This window comes from Rhizobium gallicum bv. gallicum R602sp, from assembly GCF_000816845.1.
GTDB lineage: Bacteria > Pseudomonadota > Alphaproteobacteria > Rhizobiales > Rhizobiaceae > Rhizobium > Rhizobium gallicum.
The window spans coordinates 954,868-981,796 of the sequence record NZ_CP006877.1; the positions used below are offsets into that span (position 1 = coordinate 954,868).

At 60.5% G+C, this 26,929-nt stretch carries 22 protein-coding genes; 13 read left to right on the forward strand and 9 right to left on the reverse strand.

What is annotated here, in order from left to right; translation table 11 throughout:
- Nucleotides 1-13 precede the first annotated feature (13 nt).
- Nucleotides 14-1,285 carry a phosphoribosylamine--glycine ligase gene (purD, locus tag RGR602_RS04685; protein WP_039844151.1) on the forward strand — a complete coding sequence of 424 codons (1,272 nt, stop codon included), beginning with the start codon at nucleotides 14-16 and terminating at the stop codon, nucleotides 1,283-1,285.
- A gap of 106 nt (nucleotides 1,286-1,391) precedes the next feature.
- On the forward strand, nucleotides 1,392-1,856 hold the full coding sequence (locus tag RGR602_RS04690) for a plant virulence effector HPE1-like domain-containing protein (RefSeq protein ID WP_039844152.1): 465 nt from the start codon (nucleotides 1,392-1,394) through the stop codon (nucleotides 1,854-1,856).
- 584 nt (nucleotides 1,857-2,440) lie between these two features.
- Here RGR602_RS04690 and RGR602_RS04700 read toward each other — a convergent pair.
- Nucleotides 2,441-2,935: a DUF523 domain-containing protein gene (locus RGR602_RS04700; RefSeq protein WP_039846648.1), complete on the reverse strand. Its 495-nt coding sequence runs from the start codon at nucleotides 2,933-2,935 to the stop codon at nucleotides 2,441-2,443.
- A 191-nt stretch (nucleotides 2,936-3,126) separates the two neighbouring features.
- Entirely contained in the window at nucleotides 3,127-5,439 is a 2,313-nt protein-coding gene (gene glyS / locus RGR602_RS04705; protein WP_039844154.1) for a glycine--tRNA ligase subunit beta, read from the reverse strand.
- Nucleotides 5,440-5,811: 372 nt separating this feature from the next.
- On the opposite strand from glyS, the gene RGR602_RS04710 reads away from it, so the two are divergent.
- The 5 genes from RGR602_RS04710 to ubiA all read left to right on the forward strand — a co-directional run bounded on the left by RGR602_RS04710 (nucleotide 5,812) and on the right by ubiA (nucleotide 11,732).
- On the forward strand, nucleotides 5,812-8,121 hold the full coding sequence (locus RGR602_RS04710; protein WP_039844155.1) for a Tex family protein: 2,310 nt from the start codon (nucleotides 5,812-5,814) through the stop codon (nucleotides 8,119-8,121).
- 136 nt (nucleotides 8,122-8,257) lie between these two features.
- The gene (locus RGR602_RS04715) at nucleotides 8,258-9,517 is read left to right on the forward strand and encodes an SAM-dependent methyltransferase (RefSeq protein ID WP_039844156.1); all 1,260 of its coding nucleotides are present in this window, start codon (nucleotides 8,258-8,260) and stop codon (nucleotides 9,515-9,517) included.
- Nucleotides 9,518-9,567: 50 nt separating this feature from the next.
- On the forward strand, nucleotides 9,568-10,149 hold the full coding sequence (locus RGR602_RS04720; protein ID WP_039844157.1) for a histidine phosphatase family protein: 582 nt from the start codon (nucleotides 9,568-9,570) through the stop codon (nucleotides 10,147-10,149).
- A 78-nt stretch (nucleotides 10,150-10,227) separates the two neighbouring features.
- The gene (locus RGR602_RS04725; protein WP_039844158.1) at nucleotides 10,228-10,713 is read left to right on the forward strand and encodes a class I SAM-dependent methyltransferase; all 486 of its coding nucleotides are present in this window, start codon (nucleotides 10,228-10,230) and stop codon (nucleotides 10,711-10,713) included.
- 59 nt (nucleotides 10,714-10,772) lie between these two features.
- Nucleotides 10,773-11,732, forward strand: a complete 960-nt coding sequence (gene ubiA, locus RGR602_RS04730) for a 4-hydroxybenzoate octaprenyltransferase (RefSeq protein WP_039846649.1) — start codon at nucleotides 10,773-10,775, stop codon at nucleotides 11,730-11,732.
- Between the two features lie 57 nt (nucleotides 11,733-11,789).
- Here the strand turns inward: ubiA and RGR602_RS04735 are convergent, their stop codons facing one another.
- Complete coding sequence (locus RGR602_RS04735) at nucleotides 11,790-12,356, reverse strand: DUF6101 family protein (RefSeq protein WP_039846650.1); 567 nt, start codon at nucleotides 12,354-12,356, stop codon at nucleotides 11,790-11,792.
- Nucleotides 12,357-12,667: 311 nt separating this feature from the next.
- On the opposite strand from RGR602_RS04735, the gene RGR602_RS04740 reads away from it, so the two are divergent.
- Nucleotides 12,668-14,881, forward strand: coding sequence for a DUF1217 domain-containing protein (locus tag RGR602_RS04740; RefSeq protein WP_039846651.1), 2,214 nt, complete (start codon nucleotides 12,668-12,670; stop codon nucleotides 14,879-14,881).
- A 12-nt stretch (nucleotides 14,882-14,893) separates the two neighbouring features.
- Here RGR602_RS04740 and RGR602_RS04745 read toward each other — a convergent pair whose 3' ends face one another.
- Genes RGR602_RS04745 through RGR602_RS04755 form a run of 3 tightly spaced genes read right to left on the reverse strand, consistent with a single transcriptional unit; the run spans nucleotide 14,894 to nucleotide 17,982 of the window.
- Nucleotides 14,894-16,324, reverse strand: coding sequence for an FAD-binding oxidoreductase (locus RGR602_RS04745; protein WP_039846652.1), 1,431 nt, complete (start codon nucleotides 16,322-16,324; stop codon nucleotides 14,894-14,896).
- Between the two features lie 19 nt (nucleotides 16,325-16,343).
- The gene (locus RGR602_RS04750; RefSeq protein WP_039844159.1) at nucleotides 16,344-17,318 is read right to left on the reverse strand and encodes an L-threonylcarbamoyladenylate synthase; all 975 of its coding nucleotides are present in this window, start codon (nucleotides 17,316-17,318) and stop codon (nucleotides 16,344-16,346) included.
- 55 nt (nucleotides 17,319-17,373) lie between these two features.
- The gene (locus RGR602_RS04755) at nucleotides 17,374-17,982 is read right to left on the reverse strand and encodes a DUF6656 family protein (RefSeq protein WP_039844160.1); all 609 of its coding nucleotides are present in this window, start codon (nucleotides 17,980-17,982) and stop codon (nucleotides 17,374-17,376) included.
- Between the two features lie 381 nt (nucleotides 17,983-18,363).
- On the opposite strand from RGR602_RS04755, the gene RGR602_RS04760 reads away from it, so the two are divergent.
- Both RGR602_RS04760 and RGR602_RS04765 read left to right on the forward strand, forming a co-directional pair.
- Nucleotides 18,364-19,608, forward strand: coding sequence for an aromatic ring-hydroxylating oxygenase subunit alpha (locus tag RGR602_RS04760; RefSeq protein ID WP_039846653.1), 1,245 nt, complete (start codon nucleotides 18,364-18,366; stop codon nucleotides 19,606-19,608).
- Between the two features lie 159 nt (nucleotides 19,609-19,767).
- Nucleotides 19,768-20,247: a BA14K family protein gene (locus RGR602_RS04765; RefSeq protein ID WP_039844161.1), complete on the forward strand. Its 480-nt coding sequence runs from the start codon at nucleotides 19,768-19,770 to the stop codon at nucleotides 20,245-20,247.
- A 182-nt stretch (nucleotides 20,248-20,429) separates the two neighbouring features.
- Here RGR602_RS04765 and RGR602_RS38070 read toward each other — a convergent pair whose 3' ends face one another.
- The 3 genes from RGR602_RS38070 to RGR602_RS04775 form a co-directional block, all read right to left on the reverse strand.
- Entirely contained in the window at nucleotides 20,430-20,582 is a 153-nt protein-coding gene (locus tag RGR602_RS38070) for a VOC family protein (protein WP_223843972.1), read from the reverse strand.
- Nucleotides 20,583-20,589: 7 nt separating this feature from the next.
- Nucleotides 20,590-20,829: a VOC family protein gene (locus RGR602_RS39365; protein ID WP_323808234.1), complete on the reverse strand. Its 240-nt coding sequence runs from the start codon at nucleotides 20,827-20,829 to the stop codon at nucleotides 20,590-20,592.
- A 64-nt stretch (nucleotides 20,830-20,893) separates the two neighbouring features.
- Nucleotides 20,894-21,889 carry a transporter gene (locus tag RGR602_RS04775; RefSeq protein ID WP_039844162.1) on the reverse strand — a complete coding sequence of 332 codons (996 nt, stop codon included), beginning with the start codon at nucleotides 21,887-21,889 and terminating at the stop codon, nucleotides 20,894-20,896.
- Between the two features lie 200 nt (nucleotides 21,890-22,089).
- Between RGR602_RS04775 and RGR602_RS04780 the strand changes: the two genes are divergently transcribed.
- The 3 genes from RGR602_RS04780 (at nucleotide 22,090) to mcpU (ending at nucleotide 26,928) form a co-directional block, all read left to right on the forward strand.
- Complete coding sequence (locus RGR602_RS04780; protein WP_039844163.1) at nucleotides 22,090-23,868, forward strand: acyl-CoA dehydrogenase; 1,779 nt, start codon at nucleotides 22,090-22,092, stop codon at nucleotides 23,866-23,868.
- Between the two features lie 8 nt (nucleotides 23,869-23,876).
- On the forward strand, nucleotides 23,877-24,629 hold the full coding sequence (locus tag RGR602_RS04785) for a crotonase/enoyl-CoA hydratase family protein (RefSeq protein ID WP_039844164.1): 753 nt from the start codon (nucleotides 23,877-23,879) through the stop codon (nucleotides 24,627-24,629).
- A gap of 205 nt (nucleotides 24,630-24,834) precedes the next feature.
- Nucleotides 24,835-26,928, forward strand: a complete 2,094-nt coding sequence (gene mcpU / locus RGR602_RS04790) for a methyl-accepting chemotaxis protein McpU (protein ID WP_039846654.1) — start codon at nucleotides 24,835-24,837, stop codon at nucleotides 26,926-26,928.
- The last annotated feature ends 1 nt before the right edge of the window (nucleotide 26,929 follow it).

Consider the following 26,929-nt stretch of genomic DNA (forward strand, 5'->3'; position numbering starts at 1 on the left):
GAAAGGATCAGGCATGAAGGTTCTGTTGATCGGCTCGGGCGGACGCGAGCATGCGCTTGCCTGGAAGCTGGCACAATCGCCGCTGATGACGGAATTCTATGCCGCGCCGGGCAACCCGGGTATTGCGGAACATGCGAGGCTCGTTTCCCTGAAGGTAGAAGATCACGAGGCAGTCGCCGCCTTCTGCGCGCAAAAAGCGATCGACTTTGTCGTCGTCGGCCCCGAGGCGCCGCTGGTTGCCGGCCTTGCCGACCGCCTGCGAGCCGATGGGCTGAAGGTCTTCGGTCCTTCCGCTGCAGCAGCCCAGCTCGAAGGTTCCAAGGGGTTTACCAAGGATATCTGCGCCCGCTACAACATCCCCACCGGTGCCTACCGGCGCTTCAACAACGCCCCTAAGGCAAAGGCCTATATCCGCGAACAAGGCGCACCGATCGTCGTCAAGGCGGATGGTCTTGCCGCGGGCAAGGGTGTGACGGTGGCGATGACCGTCGAGGAGGCGCTTGCCGCAGTCGACGATTGCTTCGAGGGTGCGTTCGGCGCAGCCGGCGCCGAGGTCGTGATCGAGGCTTATCTCGACGGGGAAGAGGCAAGCTTCTTCTGCCTCTGCGACGGCAGCAACGCCCTGCCGTTGGCGACCGCACAGGATCACAAGCGTGTGGGCGAGGGTGATACCGGCGTCAACACCGGCGGCATGGGCGCCTATTCGCCGGCTCCGGTGATGACGGCCGAGATGATCGAGCGGACGATGAAGGAGATCATCGAGCCGACGATCTGCGGCATGGCCGAAAGCGGCTATCCCTTCTCCGGTGTTTTCTTCGCCGGGCTGATGATTACGGCAAAGGGCCCGGAACTCATCGAATACAACGTCCGCTTCGGCGATCCCGAGTGCCAGGTACTGATGATGCGCTTGAAGAGCGATCTGCTGCCGTTGCTGCTGGCAGCGGCCGAAGGCACGCTCGACAAGGTCACAGCCGAGTGGAGCGACGATCCGGCGCTGACCGTCGTGATGGCCTCTAAGGGGTATCCGGGCTCCTACGAGAAAAACACGCCGATCCTCTCGCTGCCGGAGGCAGGCGACGGCTCGAAAGTGTTCCATGCCGGCACGTCTTTGAAGGATGGCGAGCTTGTCGCGACCGGCGGCCGTGTGCTGAACGTGACCGCCACCGGCCGAACGGTCGGCGAGGCGCAGAGCCGCGCCTATGCGCTGCTCGACAAGGTGCAATGGGAAAACGGTTTCTGCCGCCGCGATATCGGCTGGCGGGCGATCGAGCGCGAAAAAGCTTAGCTCTGGCCCGAAATCGGGTCAGTTCCCTAAATTTTTACCCTTTCCCCTGACGGGATGGAAATAAAGGCGCGCTATTCTGTTCCCATAGTAAGTCGGAGCAGTTTCCATGCGTCAATTCATTCTCGGTGCGGCATTTCTTCTGGCAGCCGGCTCGGCGATGGCATCCTCGATCGAGGTGATCGGCAAGACACCGCGCACAGGCGGTGAAAGCATCGTGACCGAGACGTGCACGACCTGCCCGCCGCTGCAATCGACCGAACGCAAGAAGGATTACACAGTGCCGGCGTTGCCGCCCGGCGCCATCCAGGCCAGCGCGCTCCGCGATGTGGCCGGAGAGCAGAAGCTCTACCGTACCGAAGGCTGGATGGGCGGCTCGCCCGTCGTTTTCGTGACCAAGGCAACCCCCGAAGTCCTGGCCGCCTTCAAGGTGACGGTCCCCGTCGAAGGCATCGACCCGACGTCAACGACCTCTGTCATCGGCGGCGATGCGAAGCCGGTTGTTGCAGGTATGTCCGCTCCTGCGGAACAAACGGCGCCGCTCGACGTTTCCGACTTTAAGCTAAGGATGTGATTTTTAGTTCCCTGCCCCTGACCCGGCCAAGGTTTTGGTCGTACGGGGTCCGCCGTATGGCGGATTGAATGCGCTCCTGAAGAGAAGCAGGAGCGCATTCTTTATTTCAATTGATTTCAAAGTACGCATGCAATCTGCTTAATCGATCGCCATCAGCCTGCAACGCAAATCGTCTGCCGATGGCATCACAGCGAGCGCTACGAAATGCTGCGCACGAGGCCGCCAAGCGCGTGCATGCCGTCAGTACCGAAACGAGCCGCAGCGATGCCGTCGTCTCATCCACGGCTTCCGCGTCTGCGGCGTGGGTCAGGCGGCAACCGTCCCGGCGCGCCGCGCGGCATAGGCTTAAACGCCGCCACCTTCATCACGTGATACGAACGGCCGCCGGCGAAAATCCGGCGGCTTTGTCTGCGCAGTTGCCGCAGCAGCGTGTCGATAGAGTGGCATATGTGCACCAATCCGGATGTCATCATGCCAGACAGCGATCGATTGCGGGTGTCGCGCATCCAGACCGGCGCGCGGCTCGAAAAACGGTTGGTAAAGGTGATGAAGGCGCTGGCAGAGCACAAGGACGTGCCGTTTGATCAGATGAGCGTCGCGAGGCTTTCCACCAGCCGGTCGATCTCCCGGTCCGAGAAGACCTGGATTCCGGCGCGCTTCAGCAGGGCAGCTGTAACACCATTTCCGTCCCGCCGCGATCCGCTGAAAGACCCATCATAAATGAAACCGGAACCGCACGAGGGGCTGCCGTCGATGAGGAGCGCGTGGGTGCAGCCCGTCTCCTGTGCCAGCCTGAGCGCATTCTGCGCGGCTTCTCGAAATGCAGCCGTCACATCGCCTCCGGTGATCTCGAACACCCGTGCTGCTCCCGACAGCACGTCCTTGCCGCTCGCGCCGCATTCGATTTCCGCCGGCGGCCGCGGCACCGGCATGCCTGCCGACATCTCCGGACAGATCGTCACCAGCCTGCCCTCCGCCCGCCACCGCTCGAGCGCCGGATGGGCCAGCGGCTTCGCCCGGCCGTCATAACGCACGGCATGGCCCATGAGACAGGCGCTGACGAGGATTTTGGTGGTCATGATTGTCTGATAGCGCGAGCGCTGGTGAATGACCAGTGGAATGCGCTTCTCCTCCATGTCATCCGCAGATCCAGCAGCGCCATGTCCATCGCGCGGGAGACCTCATTCAATGGCCAACAGAACCATTCACGGCGCAACGCGCCGTTAATGGGTTCCTGTCACAGGCACAAGAATGGGCTAGTCCGAAAACGTTACCCTGCGATCTTCGAGAAGTCCGCAACCGTCCCCGTCGCCTCGCGGATCAGCCGCAGAAGGGCGAGGCGGTTGGCGCGGATCGCCGCGTCCTCGTCGTTGACGAGCACGTCGTCGAAGAAGCGGTCGACCGGGGCGCGGAGCTTCGAAAGCGCCTCCATCGCCGAGCGGAAGTCTTCCCTGGCGATTGCGGCGGAAGCCTCGGCCGAGGCTTTGGTGATGGCGGCAAAGAGCTCCGTTTCGGCATTCAGCCGGAACAGCTTTTGCGAAACGCCATCGGCGATGACGGTGCCCTTCTTCTCCTCGGCGGCCAGAATCTGCGTGGCGCGCTTGGTGCCGACCAGGAGGTTCTTGCCGTCCTCCGAGGTAATGAAAGCCGTCAGCGCCTCGACGCGGCGGGCGATCATGAGAAGGTCGTCGGCCTCGGATGTGACGACGGCATCGATCAGATCGTAGCGAGCACCCTGGTCCCGGAGATAGACCTTGAGGCGGTCGTGGAAGAAGGAGAGGAGGTTGATTGCCAGCTCATGTTCTTCTTCGATTGTCTTTGGATGGCCGTCAGCAAGGTAATTCTTGCAATATTTGATAGCTTCGCGCTGTTCGTGTACGAGCCTCTCGTGGTCGAGTCTTTCGTTATCCTGTTGGATTTTAAGCTCGAAGAGTCTTATCGAAGCTTCATGGCTAGCGATGGCCACAGCCCATTCGCTACGAAATGCAGAGCGAAACAGCGGGATGAGGGATGCTCTGATTCCCCGTTCCAACAGCAGCCGTATCGATCCTAGCGCTGCCCTTCTTAACGCGAACGGATCCTTTGAACCGGTTGGTTTTTCGTTTATTCGCCAAAACCACACAAGTGTGTCGATCTTGTCAGCAAGCGCTATGGTTATGGCAACATGGTCGGTAGGCACTCGGTCGGTAGGACCCTGAGGCTTATAATGGTCCTCCAGTGCCGCCGCCACTGTTTCATCTTCACCTTGCAGCAGCGCATATTTCTTCCCCATTGCACCCTGCAGTTCGGGGAATTCGCCCACGATCTCGGTTCGCAGGTCCGCCTTTGCCAACGCTGCGGCCCGGCTGACCTTTAGGGGATCTGCATTGACGATTTTACTGATTTCGCCGGCAAGGGTGCGAATGCGCGTTACCCGCTCGCCCTGCGTTCCGATTTTCGCGTGGAACGTCACATGCAGCGCATCGAGCTTCGCCATCCGCTGATCGAGCGGCTTCCTCAGATCAAGCTCGAATTTCTTCGCCGAAGCCTCCAGCGTTTCGAGGTCCGGCAAGTTCCCCTGGTCGCGCTTCCAGAAATGTAGCGCGTCGGAAAGGCGGGCGCGGACGACTTTGCCATTGCCGTGGATGATTTCCTTGCCGCCGTCGGTCGCCTCAACATTGGAGACGAGGATGAACTTGTTCGAAAGCGTCTCTTCGCCCTGTTTGCGCGTTACGAAACACTTCTGGTTCGTCTTGATCGTCAGCCGGATGATTTCGGAGGGGATGGAGAGGTAATCCTGCTCGAAGCTGCCCATCAGCACTTGAGGCCATTCGACAAGGCCGGAGACTTCCTCCAGCAGAGCGTCGTCCTCGACCAGTTCCAGTCCGCCGGCAAAGGCGATGTCGCGGGCATCATGCAGGATGATGTTCTTGCGCCGCTCGGCATCGAGTATGACCTTCGCTTTTTCGAGGCCCGCGGCATAGTCGTCGAAACGCTTGACGGTGATGACGCCTGGCGCATGGAAGCGGTGGCCGTAGGTCACATTGGAGGCGACTATGCCGTCGATCTCGAAGGGAATGACGGAGGTTTCCTCATGCTCGGTGCCGAAAGTGCAGACGATCGATTGCAGCGGGCGCACCCAGCGCAGCGAGCCAGGTTTGGAGGACGCCTTTCCCCAGCGCATGGACTTCGGCCAGGGGAAATCGCGGATGATGCCGGGCATAACGTCGCTGATGATCTCTTCCGCAGCGCGGCCGGGCCTTGAAATCACGGCAATGTAGAAATCACCCTTTTTCGGGTCGCTACTCACCTGCGCCTCGGAAATCGAGGAAAGGCCGGCGCCGCGTAGAAAGCCTTCGATCGCCTTTTCGTTGGCATCGGTGCGCGGGCCCTTGCGCTCTTCGCGCACATCGGCAGAGCGGGCGGTCAGTCCGCGGATATCAAGCGTCAGGCGGCGCGGCGTCCAGTATTCGCGCGCGCCCTCATAAGAAAGCCCTGCCTCCACCAGCGCATCGGTGACGAGCTTCTTCAGGTCGCCGGCAGCCTTGCGCTGCATGCGGGCCGGAATTTCCTCGGAGCGAAGTTCTAGAAGCAGATCGGGCATGTCACTTTTCCTTGCCTCCCTTAGGGGGGCGGTCCACAACGGTCGCCTCTGCTACCAAAGAATGCCGCATCTGCACAACCGCAAAAACGGGAAATCCAGGCGCGCGAGCCAAGCGAGGAGGCAAACGCCCTTCTGTGTCGCGCCACCCCCGCATCCGCCCTGCCGGGCACCTTCTGCCTGAGAAAAGGAGATGAGGTCGCTGCGCTTTGTCGTCCCTTCTCCCCAGCGGGGAAAAGGTGGCCCGAAGGGTCGGATGGCTGCGAGCGCAAACCTGTATGAAGGCGTCAGTCTGTTGTGGAAAGCTCTGCCGGGCATTGCCTTGCCGCTTTTCGCCGCTATGGTCCCGCTACCTTCGTTAGTTGAGGAAATCCCATGGCCGCAGACCTCCGCTCGCTTGCCGCAGTCATCGCCTCCGAAATCAATGCCCGGCCGGACCAGGCCAAAGCCGCGATCGAGCTGCTCGACGAGGGCGCGACCGTTCCCTTCATCGCGCGCTACCGCAAGGAAGTGACGGGCGGCCTGGATGATACGCAACTGCGCAATCTGGCAGAACGCCTCGTCTATCTGCGCGAACTGGAAGCCCGCCGCGACACGATCGTCGAATCGATTTCCGGCCAGGGCAAGATGACCGACGAATTGATGGGCAAGATCGTCGGCGCCGCCACCAAGGCGGAGCTCGAGGATCTCTACCTGCCCTATAAACCGAAGCGCCGTACCCGTGCTGAAATCGCCCGCGAACGCGGCCTCGGAGCGCTGGCCGACGCGATCCTCGCCGATCGCTCGAAGGGACCGGCGGTGCTGGCGGAGGACTATATCACCGCTGATGTTCCGGATGCGAAGACGGCGCTCGAAGGCGCACGCGATATCGTCGCCGAAGGCATTGCGGAAAATGCCGATTTGCTCGGCAAGCTCCGTGCCCATATGCGCAGCGCCGCGTTTGTGAAGGCCAAGGTCGTGGATGGCAAGCAGACGGTCGGCGAGAAGTTCTCCGACTATTTTGACCATTCGGAGCGCTGGGCGACCGCGCCCGGCCATCGCGCACTCGCCATGCTGCGCGGCTGGAACGAGGAAGTGCTGACGCTGACGATCGAGGCCGACGCCGAGACCGCCTCTCCCAACAAACCTGTCGAGCGCATGATCGCTGCTGCCTATGAGATCGGCGCGAGCCGCCCCGGCGATCGCTGGCTGATGGAGGTCGCAAGCTGGACCTGGCGCGTCAAACTTTCCATGTCGCTGTCTCTCGACCTGATGCGCGAACTGCGCGAACGCGCCGAAGAGGAGGCGATCCACGTCTTTGCGCGAAACTTGAAGGATCTGCTGCTGGCCGCGCCTGCCGGATCGCGCGCCACGATGGGCCTCGATCCGGGCATCCGCACTGGCGTCAAGGTCGCAGTGGTCGACGGCACCGGCAAGGTCGTTGCGACCTCCACGGTCTATCCCTTCCAGCCGCGGAACGACGTGCGTGGCGCTCAGGCAGAGCTCACCGCGCTGATCCTTAAGCACAATGTCGAACTGATCTCCATCGGCAACGGCACTGGAAGCCGCGAAACCGAAAAGCTGGTGGCCGACATGCTGGCCGTTCTTCAGGGCGCAAAGCCCACCAAGGTCATCGTTTCGGAAGCCGGCGCGTCGGTCTATTCCGCCTCCGCGACCGCCGCAGCCGAATTTCCGGATCTCGACGTGTCGCTGCGTGGCGCAGTTTCCATCGCCCGCCGCCTCCAGGATCCGCTGGCCGAACTTGTCAAGATCGAGCCGAAATCGATCGGCGTCGGCCAGTATCAGCATGACGTCGACCAACAGAAGCTGTCGCGCTCGCTGGACGCTGTCGTCGAAGACGCGGTGAATGCCGTCGGCGTCGATCTCAACACGGCTTCAGCGCCGCTGCTCTCACGCGTTTCCGGCCTCGGCCCGTCGATTGCCGAAGCCATCGTCGTCCATCGCGACCAGAACGGTCCCTTCCAAAGCCGCCGCGACCTGCTCAAGGTCGCGCGTCTCGGCAACCGCACCTTCGAGCAGGCGGCAGGCTTCCTGCGCATCCCGAACGGCAAGGAGCCCCTCGACGCGTCATCGGTGCATCCGGAAGCCTATGGCGTGGCAAAGAAGATCGTTGCCGCCTGCGGCCGCGACCTGCGGTCGCTGATGGGCGACAGCGCGGCGCTGAAATCGATTGATCCGCGGCAGTTCATCGACGAGAAGTTCGGCCTGCCGACGGTCCAGGATATCCTCGCCGAACTGGAAAAGCCCGGCCGCGATCCGCGCCCGAGCTTCAAGACGGCAACCTTCGCAGAAGGCGTCAACGAAATCTCCGATCTCAAGCCCGGCATGATGCTGGAAGGCACGGTGACCAACGTTGCGGCCTTTGGCGCCTTCGTCGATATCGGCGTGCATCAGGACGGCCTTGTGCATGTCTCGCAGCTTGCCGACCGTTTCGTCAAAGATCCTCACGACGTTGTGAAGGCCGGCGATGTCGTCAAGGTGCGGGTGGTCGAAGTCGATGCAAAACGCAAGCGCATCGGTCTTTCGATGCGCAAAGACGATGGCACCTCGGCTTCAGCGCCACGCGGCGAGCCCCGGGGAAATCAGGGCGCGCGGCCGCAAAACGATAGGCGTCCGGCTGTCCCGAAACAGCAAACCCAAGGCGCCTTCGGCGCTGCCCTTGCCGAGGCCATGAAGCGAAAATAATAGCTTAGCGGCAGGCATTGCAAAAATGTCACAGTTCGGCAGCCTTGTTGCGGAACTGCCAAATACGGCGCTTGTGTGGCGGAAGAGAGCGACTAAGTTTAACCGATATCATCCTGTCACATATGCGAGGCCTTTCATGGCGTCGGGATTTTTATCGATTGTCCAAAAAATCATCCGCAAGGGTAATCTGAAGCTCACGCTGGCCAATGGCGAGACACACGCGATTGGCGATGGCACCGGGGATCTGGTCGTCGTCCGGATTGCCGACGAGGAGGCGGAGAAGCTTGTCCGCCGCGATCCCACCCTCAAGCTCGGCGAAATGTACATGGACGGCCGGTTCATTGTTGAACAGGGCAACATCTACGACTTCCTTTCGATGGTGAAGCAGAACACCACCAACGAAATTTTCGATGTTCCGATGGCCGCACTTCTGGTCGGCCGCATTGCACTGCAGCAGCTGAAGAGCCGGCTGCCGGTCAATCACAACAAGCGCAATGTCGCTCATCATTACGACCTGTCGGAAAAGCTTTTCGAACTCTTTCTTGATGAGGACTGGCAATATTCCTGCGCCTATTTCGACCCGCCGGGCATCAGCCTGGAGGAAGCACAAGTCGCCAAGAAGCGCCATATCGCAGCCAAGCTTCTGCTGGAGCCCAACCAGCGTATTCTGGAAATTGGCTCGGGCTGGGGCGGCATGGGGATGTATCTGGCGGAATCGACAAAGGGCGTTGACGTCACCGGCATCACGCTCAGCGAAGAGCAACTGAAGATCTCGCGCGAGCGCGCCCAAAAGCGCAGTCTCGCCGATCGCGTCCGCTTCGAGTTGCAGGATTACCGCACGATGACGGGCATGAAATTCGACCGCATCGTCTCGGTCGGCATGTTCGAGCATGTCGGCATCGGCAATTTCAACAATTACTTCCGCAAGGTGCATGAACTTCTCGCCGACGACGGCGTCATGCTCCTTCATTCCATCGCCCGGCCGAAGCCGAGCTTTGCGACAAATGCTTTCATCGAGAAATACATCTTCCCACAGGGCTACATCCCGTCGATCGGCGAGACGGTGCCTGCAATCGAAAAGGCCGGACTGCTGATCCGGGACATCGAGGTCCTGCCGTTGCATTATGCCTATACGCTCCGCCGTTGGCGCGAGCGCTTCATGGCGCGCAAGGCAGAAGCCGTCGCTCTTTACGACGAGCGCTTCTTCCGGATGTGGGAATTCTATCTCGCCGGCTCCGAAATAGGCTTCCGCTGGGATGAACTCTTCGTCATGCAGATCCAGGTTTCCAAGAACCAGTATTCGACACCGGACAACCGCAATTACATTGCCGAAAACGAGGCGAAGCTGAAGGAATTCGAAGCCACGCGGCCTCCCTTGGAAAAGGTTGTCTTCTGATATCGCGGCGCGGCTTCGGGCGCGTTTTTTCTACAAGGAAAGGCTTGCAGATGAGCAGTGCATTTCCCGAAATCCATCTTGTCCGCCACGGCGAAACAGAATGGAGCCTCTCCGGAAAACATACCGGCAGGACTGATATCCCGCTGACCCCGAATGGCGAGACGGCCGCCCGCAAGCTCGCGGATCGCCTGAAGGGACTGATTGTCTCGGCCGTCTGGTCGAGCCCTTCTCAAAGGGCGGCGAACACCTGCGCCCTTGCCACTTTCGGCGCAGATGCCGTGATCAAGCCCGATCTCGCCGAATGGGATTATGGTGCCTATGAGGGGATCACGACGAAGGAAATCCTCGCGGCCCGCCCCGGCTGGCAGCTCTTCCGCGACGGCTGCCCGGACGGAGAAATGGCCGCAGATGTCGGCGCAAGGGCGGACCGTATCGTGCGCGAGCTTCGCCAAGCCGGCGCGCCGATCCTGATCTTCTCCAGCTCCCATTTCCTGCGCGTGCTCGCTGCCCGCTGGCTCGGCCTGCCGCCGGAAGACGGCTCGCGCTTCGTCCTTGATACTGCAAGCATCAGCATCTTAGGCTATGAGCACGATCTGACGGAGCCGGTGATCCGGCGCTGGAATCAGCGGTAGGGGTCTGTTGCGCTTTCGAGCGGCGCGATGAACGATTGAAATTAAAGCTTGTTTCGAGTTCAAGCTTCGGAGCTGTCTATGCGAACGCGTCTCGACGATTTCATCAGCAGGATTTCCGCACAGAGGGATATCCTCGATCACATCGCGGCAAGGCAGGCGAGCCTGCCCGATGGACCGATCCTCGAAATCGGCCTCGGCAATGGCAGGACCTACAGCCATTTGCGGGTGCGCTTCGCGGATCGGCACATCATTGCATTCGACCGCGAAAACGGCGCACATGGAAGCTGCCGGCCCGATGACGGCGATGTCGTCATCGGTGACATCAGGGAGACTTGCCTGAGTTATACCGGCACTAGGGCGGCCCTCGTTCATGCCGACATCGGAACCGGTTATCCGGAGCAGGATGCAATCATCCGCGAGTGGTTGCCCTCTCGCATGGTCGCGGTGCTGACCCGTGGCGGATTTGTAGCAAGCGGCCTGGGATTGAAGCATTCCGAACTGGAGGAAATGCCGGTGCCTCCGTCCGTCGAGAAGGGCCGATATTTTCTCTATCGGCGAAGATGAACGCGGAGGCAGGGCTCGCTGCTATTGACCCGCGCCTTCGCCCGTCGCTAGATGGCTGCATGCAACAGATTGGCGGCTTGAACGGGCGCGTTGCCGATGCGCCTTCGGACAATTGGGTTTACCGGGTTTTGCCCTCATGGCTCTGGCCCTATGCGCAGCTGGCGCGCTGGGACAGGCCGATCGGCTGGCAACTCCTGATGTGGCCCTGCTTCTGGTCGGTGGCGCTTGCCGCAAATGTGGCCGCGGGACAAGGTCTGTTTTCCGGCTCGCAGACGCTGTTTCACCTGGTTCTCTACTTCATCGGCGCCGTCGCCATGCGCGGGGCAGGCTGCACCTACAACGATCTGGTCGATCACAGGATCGACATGGAGGTCGCACGCACCCGCTCGCGGCCCCTGCCTTCGGGGCGCGTCACGCGCCTCCAGGCAAAGATATTCATGGTGCTTCAGGCGCTTGCCGGTCTGCTGGTGCTTCTGCAGTTCAACTGGTTTGCAGTCATTCTCGGCGTGCTCTCGCTCGCCATCGTCGCGCTCTACCCGTTTGCCAAGCGCTTCACAGACTGGCCCCAGTTTTTTCTCGGTCTTGCCTTTTCCTGGGGCGCACTGATGGGTTGGGCTGGCATATTCGGCGGCCTGTCTTTCGCGGCGATTGCGCTCTACCTTTCTTCCGTTTCCTGGACGATCGGTTACGACACGATTTATGCGCATCAGGACAAGGAAGACGACGAATTGATCGGCGTGCGTTCCACCGCCCGGCTTTTCGGCGATCGGACGCGGCAGTGGCTGATCGGTCTTTATGGCGCAACACTGATCCTGATGCTGCTTGCCTTTGTTTTGGCAAGCGTCGGTTTCGCGGCCTATCTCGGGCTGCTGATTGCCACCGGCATGTTCGCCTGGCAGATCGCCAGGCTCGATATCAACGACGCGACGCAATGCCTGGCGCTTTTCAAGTCGAATAACCGTGTCGGGCTGATCATCTTTGCGGGACTGTTCGTCTCGCTGCTCTTTGGGCTTCCCTGATTGAAACGAAAAACCCGGCGCTCGGCCGGGTTTCAGATTGGGTCACTCGCCGAATTCTTAATTGCGGGCGATAATTTCCTTGCCTTCGATCTTCATTGTCACGCCGAGCTTGCCGGTCGTGCGGCGCACGAGGAAGCGCGGACGGCGATTGGCAAAATAGGAATGGCGCCGGCGCGGTTTCATGTGGCTGGTACGCAAATCGCCGAGGTGCTCCTCGAGCGGGCGTGCAATGCCGTCGGCCTCCACCATCAGCATCGGAATGCGGAATGCCTCCGACCAGCCGCGCCAATCGGCCGCGATATCGGACAGATCGTGGGCGACAAGCAGGGGAATGCAGAGATCCGGGTCTTCGTGGTGCAATTCCAGCGTTACGGTCACTTCCCCGTTGCCGTGGTCGATCGCCCGGGCTGCAACGCCCTTGAAAGCGCGCTTCGGCAGGGCAACGGAAAGCGGCAGGCCGCTGGAGGGAAGGGTCTTGCGGAGGACGGCGCCGCGTTCATCGATCGTTATGCTGACGTCACTTGTGGAGTCGTGGATGGCGTAGCTGACCTGCTGGGGAAAGCGCGACGGATCGAGACGCAGTGTCGTTCCAGCCCAAGCGGGCTTCATAACGGTGTTATTCATGTTCATTTCTACCCTTGTCTTACCTGAGAGCCGGTTTCCGGTCTTCTCCTCGGGGCTTTTTCGCCCTCTACGCCTCGACAATAGGCGGGGCCTCTTCCGGACCACTTAAAATTTGCGGTTAAGAAAACTTTGCCTTCCCCGATGGTTATCAAAAACCAATGTGGCAGGGTTTCCGGACCATGAACGGACCGGCGAGGATGGCTGCGCCAAAGCGGGACAGCGTCAGGTAAGTCTCGGGTAAGCTTTGCATGGCAAAATGCGCGCAGGATCCTGCATTATTCTTTTAGGTTTTGCTGTTTAAGGGCGCATTCATGATTTCCGCCTCCGTTGCCTACGCGATCATAAGTCGTGACCCGAAAACGAGTCTTGATCGCATTGCCTCGCAGGCGACGGTCAAAAGGGACGCCGAATACTACGCCGAAAATATCAACAAGGTGAAGGACGTCGACGACTTCCTCGGCAACTACAAGCTCTACAGCTATGCGATGAAGGCCTATGGCCTCGACGACATGACCTATGCCAAGGCCTTCATGAAGAAGGTGCTGGAAAGCGACCTGACAGACCCCGACAGTTTCGCCAACAAGCTTTCGGACCAGCGCTACAAGCAGTTCGCGGCGGCGTTCAATTTTAATGCGCCCAAGCCCGATGCGCAGACGGATGCGCAGGAAGACGACCTGATAGACAGGTACAACGCATCTTTCACCGATCAGGAAAAGCAGGCGATCAAGGACACCGACTATTACAGCGCGGAGATCGCTGACGTGCAAACAGTCGATGATCTCGTCAATAATACGCGGCTGCGCACCTATGTGCTGAAGACGTTCGGCATCGATACGACCTACGCGTCCAAGCAGTTTCTGCGGGATGTGCTGACCAGCGATCTCAACGATCCGAACAGCGTGGTGAACCTTCAGGGCGGTGAGAAGTACCAAGCGCTCGCGGCGCAGTTCAATTTCAATGCAGACGGCACAGTCAATGGCTCGGCCCAGACCGCGACCCAGAAAAACACGGTCATGGAGCAGTACAATCTGAATTCGTCGACCGTCATTGTCGACAACGACGTGTTTCCGGATATCGTCTATACGACGAGGGCCGCTGCCGACTACAACAAGGCCTATTACGAATCCAAGATCAAGACGATCACCAACGTTGACAGCCTCATCGCCGATGAGCGCCTGACGGACTACATCAGGGCCGCTTACAGTCTTGGCCCGAGCAGCTTCGGCACGGACCTGAGCGACACGGCCTTGAGGCAAATCCTTGTTGATCCGGCCTATGCCAATACGATGGGTGCCACGGCTGTCCATCAGGCCTTCAGCTTTGAGGCTGATGGAAGCGTCCTCGGACCCGACGGCCCGCAATCGGATTCCCTGATCCAGGCAACTTCCGTAAACTACATGGCCCGTTACGACGACGAGGCGAAAGCGGCCATCGAGGAAATCGTCGCCAACTACAAGACACGCATGTCCGATACCAGGACGCTGGACAATTTCTCCGACGTCGACAGCATCAACGATTTCCTGAAGACCAACAAGACCGGCGACCTAGACAAGACGAACGACGATCTGCCCGACCTCTATCAGGTTGCGCTTCAGGCTTACGGCTTGACGGAAGAGGAATTGTCGAAATCCGTCATGCGCAAGCTGCTGGCAAGCGATCCTTACGACCCCGAGGGCTATGTCGCGTCGTTCAAGGATGACCGCATCACCCAATTGGCAAGAGCCTTCAATTTCGATGGCGAAGGGAACGCGTCGATCCAGCTGCAGGCACTGTCGCCAGCCGCGATGGCCAAATATGCGACGAACTATAAGTCGCATGTCACAATGCTGATGAAGGACGGTCCCCTGAAGGAGAAGGCATCCAAAGATGCGACCGAGGAAGTCGACTATTTCGCCAAGACCATGGAATCGGTGCAATCTCTCGATGATTTCCTGGAGGACGACCGGTTGACCGGTCTGATTCTCAAGTCTGTCGGTCTCGATCCGAAGGACTACGACGAAGAGACGCTGCGGAAGATTTTCACATCCGATCCCGACGATGCAAGCAGTTATCTGAACACCAAGGTGGACTCGAAGTTCAAGAACCTCGTCGCCGACTTCAACTTCGACACGGAGGGCAATCTCACGCGCGCCAAGCTGGGCATCGTCCAGGATCAAGGTGCGCTCGATCGCACGCAGGATGCCTATCTGCAACAGACGCTCGAGACGCAGGAAGGCGAGACGAACGACGGCACGCGCTTGGCGCTTTACTTCGCCCGCAAGGCGCCGGATATCACCTCGCTCTACTCCATCCTAGGCGACAAGGCACTCTTCCAGGTTATCACCACCGCCTACAACCTGCCGAGCCAGATCTCCAGCATGGATGTCGACAAGCAGGTTGCGCTTCTCGAAAAGTTTGTGGACCTGAAGGATCTTGGCGACTCGAAGAAGGTCGACAAGTTGGTGAAGCGATTCACGGCGATGTACGACATTCAGAACGTCACGAGCCAATCGCCGGCTCTGCAGATTCTGACCGGTGGCGGTTAAGCCGCCACGTTCTCATTCCACGCTGACCACTTTCCCGGGGTTCATGATGTTCGCCGGATCAAGGGCACGCTTGATGCGGCGCATCAGGTTGATCTCGATGGCGGGGCGGATCGCGGCGAGTTCGTCGCGCTTGAGCTGGCCAATGCCGTGCTCAGCCGAGATCGAGCCGCTGTGTGCCAGAACAATGCTGTGCACAATCGCGTTCATCTCATGCCAGCGGGCGATGAAGGCGTCCTTGTCGGCGCCGACCGGCTGAGAAATGTTATAATGGATATTGCCGTCGCCCATGTGGCCGAAGGCGCATATGCGGGCGCCGGGCATTGCCGCCATCACGGCGTCGCCGGCTTCGTGCATGAAATGCGGGATCTTCGAGACCGGCACAGAAACATCGTGCTTGATCGACCCGCCTTCGGGCTTTTGGGCCTCCGACATGCTCTCGCGCATATGCCACAGCGCCTTCTGCTGCGCGACGGATGAGGCAATCGCCGCGTCCTGGACCAGCCCCGCATCAAAACCCTGTTCGAGCAGCGTATTCATCATCCGCTCGGCGGTTTCGGCCGAATCCGAGGTCGAGATGTCGATCAGCACATACCACGGGTAAGCCGATTCCAGCGGATCGCGCACGCCCTCGATATGTTTGGCAGTGATCTCGACACCGAACCGCGGCATCAGCTCGAAGCCGGTCAGCGAGGTGCCGCAGAGGCTGCCCGCCAGATTGAACAGGGCAAGCGCCTCCTCCACGGAGTTCAGTCCAGCAAAGGCGACCTGATGGCCGAGCGGCTGCGGGTAAAGCTTGAGGACGGCACCGGTGATGATGCCGAGCGTGCCTTCGGCGCCGATGAAGAGATCGCGAAGGTCGTAGCCCGTATTGTCCTTCTTCAGGCGGCGAAGTCCGTCCCAGATTTCGCCGGTCGGCAGCACGACTTCGAGGCCAAGGCAAAGCTGGCGCATATTGCCATAGGCCAGCACCGCCGTTCCGCCGGCGTTCGTCGACAGGTTGCCGCCGATCCGGCAGGAGCCTTCGGCGCCGAGCGAGAGCGGGAATAGTTTGCCATGCGCCTCGGCCGCCTTCTGCACCTCGGCGAGGATTGCGCCGCCGTCGGCAACCAGCAGGTTCGCGACCGGATCGACGTCGCGGATCCTGTTCATCCGCTCGAGCGAGACGATGATGTCCGACTTGCCCTCGCGCGGTGTCTGGCCGCCGACGAGGCCGGTATTGCCCGTCTGCGGTACGACCGCAGTGCCGGTTTCCGTGGCAAGCTTCAGGATGGCCGAAACCTCCTCGACATTCGCGGGCTTGAGCAGGAGAGGCGAGGAGCCGTGGTAGAGGCCGCGGTTCTCAATCAGGTGCGGGGCAAGCTCGGCCTCGCTGCGCAGCGCGTATTTCTCGCCGACGATTGCGGCGAAGCGGTCAAGAAGTTCGGGCGAGACGCTGGCGCTCATCGAGCTCATTCCTTCCTTGTTATTCGCGCGGCGCGGCGGCACGCCGCAAACGGTCGTTGATCGCTTCGCCAAGACCCTCGTCCGGTATCGGTGAAAACGCGATCGTCGCTGCGCCGCTGGCATCGGCCTTCTTCATGTAGTCGAAAAGATTGGCAGCCGCCTCCGCCAGATCGCCACAGGGGCTGAGGTTGAGCACGATGACGGCATCGCTCGCACCCGGGACATCGACCGCGCCGAAGGCAATCAAGGCCTCGTCGCTTTTAACAGCCCCGGCATCGAGACGGACATTGGCACCGGGCGCATAATGCGAGGCGAGCATGCCGGGAGCCTCGATTGCTGCGGATGCCTTGCCCGCACGCCGCAGCCGCTTGCCGGCGACGCGCTCGATCTCGGAAGCCGGAAGCCCACCAGGCCGCAGCAGTTTCAGGTCGCCGTCCTCGACCTTGACGATGGTGGATTCGACGCCGACGGTGCTGGCGCCTGCATCGACGATGAGCCGGATCTTGCCGCCGAGATCGGCGTCGACATGCGCTGCGCTGGTGGCGCTGATCCTGCCCGATGTGTTGGCGCTGGGTGCGGCGAGCGGTTTGCCGAAGGCGCGGATCAGATCGCCCGCAAACCCCTTCGGCACGCGGATACCAACCGTATCCAGACCGGCTGTTGCCAGCGCATGGATCCGGCTTTCCGCCTTCAAGGACAGAACGATCGTCAGCGGCCCTGGCCAGAAGGCTTCCGCCAGTGCGCGCGAGATCGGATCGAACTCCGCATATTCTTCCGCCATCGCCAGATCGCTCATATGGCAGATCAGCGGATTGAAGCGGGGGCGGCCCTTAGTCTCGTAGATACGGGTTATCGCCGCCGCATTGGTGGCATCGGCAGCAAGGCCGTAAACGGTTTCAGTCGGGATGGCGACCGGAAAACCTTCCGAAAGCACGGCGGACGCCATTTGCAGCGCTTCATGTCGATGTTCTGCGATGTCGATTATGCGTGCCATGTGCCGCCCGTTGTTCCAGGCAGTCCCATAGGCCTTTGAAAGCTTGCGATCAATATCAGAGCTGGCGGATGATTTCTCGAAGCTGTTCGTTGCGGGCGCCAAGCAGAAGCACATTCCTGATCGCCACCTGCGGATCGTCGGTTCTGAAGAGCACGCCATTACCGCGAATGGAGCGGTCGATCGTCATTTTCTCCGGCGTATGCTCGCCGGGCTTGATTGCGACGGCGAAATACATGCGGGAATATTTGATATCGATGTGGTGGAAGAAATTGTCGTTGTCGCCGATGTCTGCGTAGAAATTAGCGATGTAGAAGGCCCAGCTGACCTCCTCGTAGCGGGCGAATTTCGTCCGAGCCGCCGTGACATGGCAGTAGCCGAGATGCGGGCTGTCGGCGAGCGTCCGGTGGAACACCATCTTGGGGAACTGGATCGTGCGGTGGAAGCCATTGATCTGCTGGTGCGCCTTGATGCCTGCCGTGTGCAGTTTTCGGCCGGTTTTCTCGCTTACTTCGCGGTAGCTCAGGTAGCGGCGTTCTTCGGCGAGCCAGTGCGCACGATCGCGGGTGATCTTGCCGGTGCGGAGAAATTCGGAATGCGGCGCTGCAGGCTTCATCTCCTGCGGCCTGGCATCTCCTTTGGCGTCGAAATAGCGAATTTTCGCCATGGCTCGCATTCCATCTGCTTTGTCTGATAAGGGAAATATAGGAGTTTATGCTTAATGGCCCGTTAAAGCGCATCTCCTGCGCATGATGGCGGGAGCGTGTGGCGAAAGGGCGTCGCAGATGCGATAATGACGGCGAATGCAGGTGGATTGTGCTGTCAGGTTTGAGTTTGTCGGATGTCGCATTTGAAGGCTCTGGAGCGGAGGCGAAAATCGTGTTGCGTCGCCACGCTGTCGTCAATTTCGAAGCCGATGTCGCATTACAACCAAGCGGCAGTCATGGCCGGTGGTTAAATGACGCCATGATAGTTCTCCCGCATGGAGAAGAAGCGGGCGCTTCCATCCCGCCTTTTCGGCGGCAGCCTATGGCACGAGGATAAACAGATGGATATTCGCACCAACGTTTTGCGGCAGCTCAAAAACCGGCGCGCAGGCTTCAGCCTTGAGCAACCTTTCTATATCGACGAAGATTATTTCAAGCTCGATATGGAGATGATCTATTATCGCGACTGGCTGTTCATGGGTCATGATTGCGAATTGCCGAAGCCCGGCGCCTATTTCACGGTTCAAATCGGCCAGTATCCCGTCGTCATCGTACGCGGCCGCGACAACGTCATCCGTGCCTTCCACAACAGCTGCCGCCACCGGGGCTCGCGAGTCTGCACCAAGGAGCACGGCTCGTCGGTCCGCCTCGTCTGTCCCTATCACCAGTGGACTTATGATCTCGACGGCAAGCTCGCCTTCGCCCGACACATGGGCGATGATTTCGACAAGAGCGGCTACAACCTGAAGCCCGTGCACTGCGAGAACTTTGCGGGCTACATCTTCATCTGCCTGGCAGAAAAGGCACCGGACTTCCAGCCGATTCGCGACATGGTCAGCCCCTATCTGCTTCCCCACCGTCTGAGCGAAGGCAAGATCGCCTTCCAGAGCACCATTATCGAGAAGGGCAACTGGAAGCTCGTTTGGGAAAACAACCGCGAGTGCTATCACTGCGCCGCCAACCATCCGGAACTCTGCCGCACCTATCCGGAAGCCCCGAGCGTCACCGGCACGGACGGTGGCGCCGACGACCCGGAAATCGCCGGTCACTGGGCGCGCTGCGAGGCGGCGGGCCTTCCGAGCAAGTTCCAGATCTCGCCGGACGGCCAGTTCCGTACCGCCCGCATGCCGCTGATCGAGGATGCCGAAAGCTACACCATGTCCGGCAAGAGTGCCGTCAAGCGCCCGCTTTCGGAGGATGTTAAGATCGACCGCATCGGAACTATGCTGCTCTTTCACTATCCGACGACCTGGAACCACCTGCTCGGCGACCACGCGATCTCGTTCCGCGTCCTGCCGCTCAGCGCCAACGAGACAGCCGTCACGACGAAGTGGATCGTGCACAAGGACGCCGTCGAAGGCGTGGACTACAATCTCGAGGAACTCACGCACGTCTGGACGGAAACCAACGATCAGGACCGCCGCATCGTCGAAGAGAATGCCTTCGGCATCCATTCGCCGGCCTATGAGCCCGGTCCCTACTCGATGCTCCATGAAGGCGGCGTCATGCAGTTCCTCGAATGGTATTCGAACTTCATGGTGAACCGCCTCCAGGGCGATCAGGCGAAGCTTTCCGACGTCGCCTGACTCTTCCCGTTTCAATTGCAGGAATGAACCGGTTAATCCCCGGTTCATTTGCGTTCCGGTAGAAACGCAATCCCTGCCGAACGGCGCGTGTTGGGAACATTTTCCGCACCCATACGTTACAGGCGAGGCCAGATTCGCGCTTGGGGATTGGAGAATACAATGAATGTGCTCAGTAAGAAAATTGTCAGTGCCGTCTTTTCCGCCGCTGTTGTCCTGACGAGCTTCGTGCCGTCCCAGGCCATTCAGATGCCGGCAGCACCGCAGATGGAAAAATCCTCGGACGTGCAGAACGTTCAGTATCGCCGTTACTATCGCCCGGGCTATCGTCCCGGATACTATCCGGGTTACAGACCCGCATATCGCCCTGGTTACTATGGCGGCTATCGCGGCTATCGCTATTCGCGCCCTGGCTATCGTCACTATAACGGCTACTGGTATCCGCTGGCTGCTTTCGGCGCCGGCGCCTTAATCGGTGGCGCGATCGCCTCGCAGCCGCGCTACGTCGCTCCGCCGGCCTACAGTGGCGGCGGCGGTCACGTCGCCTGGTGCGCAAACCGCTACCGTTCATACCGGGCTTACGACAATACGTTCCAGCCCTATAACGGCCCGCGGCAGCAATGCTATTCGCCTTACAATTGAGGCTCAATACAATTTTTGAACCGATCAGCCCGGCAGCACTGCCGGGCTTTTCGATAGTGAATACAAACGCCGCCAGCCCACCTCGAGAGGACGGCACTATGGCGGCTGCTTTGCGCCAGAGAACGAACGCGCACCGCAAAGCCTTCGTCTCGACTCGATGCGCTCAATATAGAGCCAGTTGCTCACCTCTCGAGGAGGTTGCCGTCCGGATCCTTGGAGTAGACGGACGGGATTTTACCCATCGCTCCGGCCCGCTCGCCCGGCCCGTCGACAATTTCCACGCCTTGGCGCTTGATCTGCAGGATGACCGCGTCCAGCGGGGTATCGGTTAGCAAACAGAAGTTACCGCTGCCCGGGACAGTTTCGCGGGGCTATGTTTGGCGGTGCACCGGCGTCCTGAAGGCTGATCTTGTTGGCGCCGAAATGCAATGACCACTTCCCGGATCGCTCCTCCCGGACCTCCATGCTGAGCACGCGTTCGTAGAAGCGGCAGGTCACCGCAACATCATTTACACCCAGTATAATGTCGTCGAGTGCACGCACTTTGATGTTGTTTCTGCGCGACGAAGTACGAGCCGGCACGCAAAGTCTGCGCTATTTCGATACGCGTCCATGGCAGCAGTGCATTGGACAGCGATTTTTCTTGTCAGAGAATATTGACCCGCTTGAGCAGCCACCAGGCAAGCAGCACCGAAGCGATAAGGAGCGCCACCGCGTATTCCGTACCGCCAGGTCCTTCGGCGAAGGGTAGATTAGCCGTATTCATGCCGAAGAAGCCGGTCACCAGCGTTGGCGGCAGCAGGAAGGCTGTCATGATCGAAAGGATGTAGAGGTGACGGTTGGTCTCGGAGGATTGCTTCGAGTCGATTTCCTCGTGCAACAAGCGGGCGCGTTCCTGCAATGCATAGATATCGTGGTCGACCGATTCCAGCCTGCTCGTTAGCCGCCCGGCGATATCCTCGAAGCCGAAGGGCATCTCGTCCTCGTCGGAGGCCGAGGCCCGCCGCATGAGCGTCAACACGTTTCTAAGGTGCCGGTGGAGGCGTACGATTGTGCGGCGTGCCGGCGCCAGCCGCCGCCGCTCATCGCGCGAAACGTTGTCGTAGACGAAGTCCTCAATGAGGTTCAGCTCTTCGGTGAGCTCCATGACAACAGAAATCAGCGTGCGCTGAAACTCGATCACCAGCAGTTCGAAGAGGTCCACCGGCCGGGAGAATTTTGCCGGATTCTTTTCGATCATCGCGCGCGCCCGCTCGACGCTGCGCAGCGGCTGCAGACGGGTGGTGATGATGAAGCGATCGGCGATTGCGAAATGCAGCCAGCCGAGATCGTTGGTATCCTGATCGAATTCACGCTGGCAGTCGATGAGCGTGCCGTAGAGCATTTGCTCGTCCACGGTAAGCGCTGCATGCGTATCGCGCGTTGTGAGAGCCGTCTTGGCATCTTCGGAAAGGCCGTCCAGCGTCTCGAGCAGGGCGGGGACGCGCGCATCGGCGAGGTTGAGATGCAGCCAGTAAAAGCCGTTGCCGGACACCAGTTCTGCCGGAAACGCACTGTTGTGCAGGCGCACTGCCTTGCCGCTTCCTGCCGGAAAACTGTAGGCCCAGACGAGGCCGGGTATATTGGCGGGCAATGTATCCATCGGTCGCGATCCTTTCGATGCGATCAGTCTGTTTAGAGATTCTCCATGACGGTTGTTTGTGCAAGTGTGAAGACCTGCGAGCGGCAAGATGTCGTCAATTCTGAAACGCCGAATTCGAAATTGACGTTTACGTAAAAATCAATTAGCTCTGCCATCGGAGGCTTGGAACCACGGTTCCGTTTGAGATGCGAGGAGATGATATGTACAAGGCGCCCGTCGAGGACATCGCGTTTACTCTGAGACATGTCGCAGGGCTGAGCGACGCGATCGATAAAGGCCTGCTCGGTGACCTCGGCGAGGATCTCGTCGACGCGATCCTGAACGAAGCTGGTCGTTTCGCGACGGAAGAAGTCGCCCCGCTGGCCGATATCGGCGACAGGCAGGGCGCTCGTCTGGTTGACGGCGAAGTGAAGACCCCGGATGGCTGGGCGAAACTCTATCAGGACTGGATCGCAGGGGGCTGGAACGGACTGACAGGCCCCGAGGAATATGGCGGCCAGGGCCTGCCCAACATGCTGAACGTCGCCGCGCTTGAAATGTGGAACTCCGGCGCCACAGCCTTCGCGCTCTGCCCGACGCTGACGATGGGTGCGGTCGAGGCGCTGAGCGCCCACGGCAGCCCGGAACTGCGACACAAATACCTGGCGAAGCTCATCTCCGGCCAGTGGACTGCCACCATGAACCTCACCGAGCCGCATGCAGGATCGGACGTCGGCGCGCTGAAGAGCCGGGCCGAGCGGCGCGATGACGGCACCTATCGCCTGTTCGGCCAGAAGATATTCATCACCTGGGGCGAGCACGACGCTACGGACAACATCATCCATCTCGTCCTCGCGCGCCTGCCTGATGCACCGGCCGGCACGCGCGGCATTTCGCTGTTCCTCGTCCCGAAGTTCCTTGTCAACGACGATGGCTCGCTTGGTCGCCGCAACGACGTCTTTTGCCATTCGCTGGAACACAAGATGGGCATCCACGGATCGCCCACCTGCACGATGATTTATGGCGACGGCAGGTTCGGCGGCGAGAAGGGGGCGGTCGGCTGGCTCGTGGGCGAGGAGAACAAGGGTCTCAACTGCATGTTCACGATGATGAACAACGCCCGCCTGACGGTCGGCATGCAGGGTGTCGCGATCGCCGAAGCCGCGACGCAGAAGGCGATAGCCTATGCCATGGAGCGCACGCAGGGCAGGGCGCCCGGCTGGAGCGGCAGCGGCATGAGCCCAATCATCGAACATCCCGACGTTGCCCGCATGCTGCTGACGATGAAGGCGCTGACGCAAGGCTCCCGCGCCATTTCCTATGCCTGCGCCCACGCGATCGACATGTCGCATCGCGCCAGTGGAGACAAGCAGCATTGGCAGGAACGCGCTGCGCTTCTAACGCCGATCGCCAAGTCCTTCTCGACCGATGCGGGCGTCGACGTCGCCTCGCTCGGCATTCAGGTCCATGGCGGCATGGGCTTCATCGAGGAGACGGGCGCTGCCCGCTTCTTGCGCGACGCTCGAATCGCGCCGATCTACGAAGGCACCAACGGTATCCAGGCGATCGATCTCGTCAGCCGCAAGCTGCCGCTTTCGAACGGCGATCACGTGAAAGGTTTCCTCGCCGAGCTTCGCGATATCGCTGATCAGGTGCGCAGTTCCAATCTCGATGGCTTTGGCGAAACGGCAGCGCGGCTTGATTCGGCCATCGCCGATCTCGAACAGGCAACCGGCTGGCTTTTGAAGGTGCAGGCAGATGGCAAGGTGGCCGATGCCCTTTCGGGAGCGACGCCCTATCAGCGCCTCTTCGGGCTCGCCCTGACCGGCTCCTACCTCGCCAAAGGCGGTCTTGCCAGGGTATCTGACGGTGCAGACGAAAGGCGCATTGCGCTTTGCCGCTTTGCCGCCGAAAATCTGTTGTCGGAAACCGCCGCCTTGAAGGATCGCGTCATCAACGGCGCAGATAGCCTCGCCGCTGCCCGCATTGCTCTTGCCTGAGGATCATCATGTCCGACCACATCATCGTCGAACAATCCGCTGCCCATCCCGGCGTACAGATCATTCGCTTCAACCGCCCGGAAAAGAAGAACGCGATCACCCGCGCCATGTATGTGCGGATGACCGAAGCGCTGAAGGCCGCGAATGAGGACATCGCCATCCGGGCGACGGTCTTCCTCGGCACGGAAGGCGCTTTTTCCGCAGGTAACGATATCGGCGACTTCCTTGCGGCGGCGATGGGTGGCTCCCTTGGCCGCGAGCTTCTCGATTTCCTCAATGCGCTCGTCAATGCCGAAAAGCCCCTGGTTTCCGGCGTCGATGGGCTGGCGATCGGCATCGGCACGACGATGCACATGCATTGCGATTTGACGGTCGCCTCCGACCGCAGCCAGTTTCGCACACCTTTCGTCGACCTGGCGCTCGTGCCGGAAGCTGCCTCCAGCTTGCTCGCGCCGCGCATCATGGGTCATCAGCGCGCCTTCGCCCTGCTTGCTGCAGGTGAAGCATTCTCCGCGCAGGAGGTAAAGGATGCCGGGCTGGTCTGGAGGGTTTGCTCCGCGCCGGACGTTGAGCCCCTAACCCTTGCTGCCGCCGCAAAACTCGCCGCCAAGCCCCCGGAAGCCTTGAAGATTGCTCGTGATCTCATCCGCGGCGACCGTGCCGAAGTCATTGCGCGCATCGATGACGAGGCCCGGCATTTTGCCGCACAGTTGAAGAGCGCGGAAGCCCGTGCGGCTTTCGAGGCCTTCATGCGGCGCTGATGCGGGGCACAGGATTTTTGCTAAATTTTAAGCCTGTTTTAAGTAGCCCCTAATAATCAGGGGGTGACGAGTTGATTCCATTCGGTCGTCCGGGCGCATGAGGCGCTTTGCGCATCCTTGTCTCCATGAGCCATCTGCCTGTTCCGCTCCCGCCCCGCGTTCCTGTGCGCCGATGGGACGGCAGACGATCCGAAAGGACCGCATCTTGAAAAAGAAGACGAATTTGATGACGCGCATCCTTGTCGCCGCGTCTGCCGTGGTTCTCGCGGCCTTTGTCGCCTTTTCCTCCTATATCAATTTTGTGCAGCGCAGCGTCACGGCGGCCTCGATCGAAGCGAATATCCAGTCTTCCGGCGAGCAGGCTGCACGCAGCCTTGCCAACTGGATGAACGGTCGCGTCACGCTGACCGCGATGGTCGCAAACGCCTCCGCAAAGGCTGTCGATCGCGCCGGCGTTGTCAGCGTGCTGCAGAACGACGTCCTGACGAAGCACTTCGTCAGTACCTATCTCGGCGACGAACAGGGCGTCTTCACGTCCTGGCCGGACCTGCCGCTCCCGGCGGACTATGATCCGCGCAAGCGCCCGTGGTATCAGGATGCTGTCAAGGCCGATGCGCCCGTCCTGACCGAGCCCTACACCGACGCCTCGAGCGGCGACCTCATCATCAGTGCTGCCGTTCCGGTCAAGCGCGACGGCAAGCTTGCCGGCGTGGTCGGCAGCGATTTCTCGCTCGATACCATGGTGAAGATGATCAAGGAGATCGATCTCGGCGGCCAGGGCATGGCTTTCCTGGTCAACAAGAGCGGCCAGATTCTCATCCATCCGGATGCAAAGCTTGTTACCAAGACACTTGCCGATGCCTTCCCGAACGCGACGCCGTCGATCGGTCCCGGCCTGGTCGAGAGCGAATTCGACGGAAAACCGGCTCTCGTCAGCTTCCTGCCGGTTGACGGCCTGCCGACGGTCGAGTGGCATCTAGGCTTCGTCGTTGACGGCGACAAAGCCTTCGCGTCCCTGGACGAATTCCGCATCGCAGCGACCATCGCCACGCTTCTCGCCGTTGGCCTGATGATCGTCGCCATGGCTTGGCTCCTGCACGGTCTCGTCATTCGCCCGGTCACCGCCATGACAGCTGCGATGCAGAACCTGGCAGCCGGCAATCTCTCCGCCGCCATTCCCGGGGAGGAACGCCGCGATCAGATCGGCTCGATGGCCGAAGCGGTCGCCGTCTTCAAGAACAACGCAATCGACCGCGAGCGCCTGGAAGGAGAGGCCGAGACCAGCCGCGCACTGAGCGAGCGCGAGCGTCAGGATCGCGAAGCGCAAAAAGCGCTGGAGGCGGCGCAAATCCGTACCGCCGTCGATGCGCTGGCGGGTGCGCTGGGAGCGCTTTCGGAGGGTAATCTCGCCCACCGCATCGAAACGCCGTTCGCCGTGCATCTCGACCGTCTCCGCAGCGACTACAACACGGCCGTCGGCAAGCTGCATGCGGCACTCCAGAGCGTCGGCCGCAACGCGCATGCGATCGATGCCGGTGCGTCGGAGATCCGCACGGCTGCCGATGGTCTCGCCCACCGCACGGAACAGCAGGCAGCGTCAGTCGAAGAGACTGCCGCAGCACTCGAGGAAATCACGACCACCGTCAAGGACACCGCCCGCCGCGCCGAGGAAGCAGGCAATCTCGTCAACCGCACACGCGCCGGCGCCGAAGAATCCGGCGAGATCGTCCGCAAGGCGGTCGATGCGATGAACGGCATCGAGCAGTCGTCCGAGCAGATTTCGAACATCATCAGCGTCATCGACGATATCGCGTTCCAGACGAACCTTCTGGCGCTCAATGCCGGTGTCGAAGCCGCACGGGCCGGCGAGGCAGGCAAGGGCTTTGCCGTCGTCGCGCAGGAAGTTCGGGAACTGGCGCAGCGTTCCGCCAAGGCGGCCAAGGAGATCGAGAGCCTGATCACGGCCTCGAATTCCCAGGTTCGCTCCGGTGTGACGCTGGTCGGCGATACCGGCAAAGCACTGGAGGGGATCGTTCTGCAGGTGCAGGAAATCAGCCGCCATGTCGGCGCGATCGTCACGGCCACCCGTGAGCAATCGACCGGCCTCCACGAGATCAATATGGCCGTCAACACAATGGATCAGGGCACACAGCAGAACGCTGCAATGGTCGAAGAGCAGACAGCGGCAAGCCACGGCCTCGCAACCGAGGCCGCAAAGCTGATGCAGCTTCTGGCGCAGTTCAACCTACAACCCGGGGCGCACGCAACGACGGCTTCGGCTAGCCGCCGCGCCGCCTGAC

Excerpts from the sequence above, each read along its gene's own strand:
- RGR602_RS04775 (WP_039844162.1), bottom strand. The coding sequence starts at position 21,889 with ATGGATACATTGCCCGCCAATATACCCGGCCTCGTCTGGGCCTACAGT.
- RGR602_RS04700 (WP_039846648.1), bottom strand. The coding sequence starts at position 2,935 with ATGACCACCAAAATCCTCGTCAGCGCCTGTCTCATGGGCCATGCCGTG.
- RGR602_RS04725 (WP_039844158.1), top strand. The coding sequence starts at position 10,228 with ATGCGAACGCGTCTCGACGATTTCATCAGCAGGATTTCCGCACAGAGG.
- RGR602_RS04715 (WP_039844156.1), top strand. The coding sequence starts at position 8,258 with ATGGCGTCGGGATTTTTATCGATTGTCCAAAAAATCATCCGCAAGGGT.
- RGR602_RS04710 (WP_039844155.1), top strand. The coding sequence starts at position 5,812 with ATGGCCGCAGACCTCCGCTCGCTTGCCGCAGTCATCGCCTCCGAAATC.
- ubiA (WP_039846649.1), top strand. The coding sequence starts at position 10,773 with ATGCAACAGATTGGCGGCTTGAACGGGCGCGTTGCCGATGCGCCTTCG.
- RGR602_RS04765 (WP_039844161.1), top strand. The coding sequence starts at position 19,768 with ATGAATGTGCTCAGTAAGAAAATTGTCAGTGCCGTCTTTTCCGCCGCT.
- RGR602_RS04720 (WP_039844157.1), top strand. The coding sequence starts at position 9,568 with ATGAGCAGTGCATTTCCCGAAATCCATCTTGTCCGCCACGGCGAAACA.
- RGR602_RS04780 (WP_039844163.1), top strand. The coding sequence starts at position 22,090 with ATGTACAAGGCGCCCGTCGAGGACATCGCGTTTACTCTGAGACATGTC.
- purD (WP_039844151.1), top strand. The coding sequence starts at position 14 with ATGAAGGTTCTGTTGATCGGCTCGGGCGGACGCGAGCATGCGCTTGCC.
- glyS (WP_039844154.1), bottom strand. The coding sequence starts at position 5,439 with ATGCCCGATCTGCTTCTAGAACTTCGCTCCGAGGAAATTCCGGCCCGC.
- RGR602_RS04745 (WP_039846652.1), bottom strand. The coding sequence starts at position 16,324 with ATGAGCGCCAGCGTCTCGCCCGAACTTCTTGACCGCTTCGCCGCAATC.
- RGR602_RS04735 (WP_039846650.1), bottom strand. The coding sequence starts at position 12,356 with ATGAATAACACCGTTATGAAGCCCGCTTGGGCTGGAACGACACTGCGT.
- RGR602_RS04740 (WP_039846651.1), top strand. The coding sequence starts at position 12,668 with ATGATTTCCGCCTCCGTTGCCTACGCGATCATAAGTCGTGACCCGAAA.
- RGR602_RS04785 (WP_039844164.1), top strand. The coding sequence starts at position 23,877 with ATGTCCGACCACATCATCGTCGAACAATCCGCTGCCCATCCCGGCGTA.
- RGR602_RS04760 (WP_039846653.1), top strand. The coding sequence starts at position 18,364 with ATGGATATTCGCACCAACGTTTTGCGGCAGCTCAAAAACCGGCGCGCA.
- RGR602_RS04690 (WP_039844152.1), top strand. The coding sequence starts at position 1,392 with ATGCGTCAATTCATTCTCGGTGCGGCATTTCTTCTGGCAGCCGGCTCG.
- RGR602_RS04750 (WP_039844159.1), bottom strand. The coding sequence starts at position 17,318 with ATGGCACGCATAATCGACATCGCAGAACATCGACATGAAGCGCTGCAA.
- RGR602_RS04755 (WP_039844160.1), bottom strand. The coding sequence starts at position 17,982 with ATGGCGAAAATTCGCTATTTCGACGCCAAAGGAGATGCCAGGCCGCAG.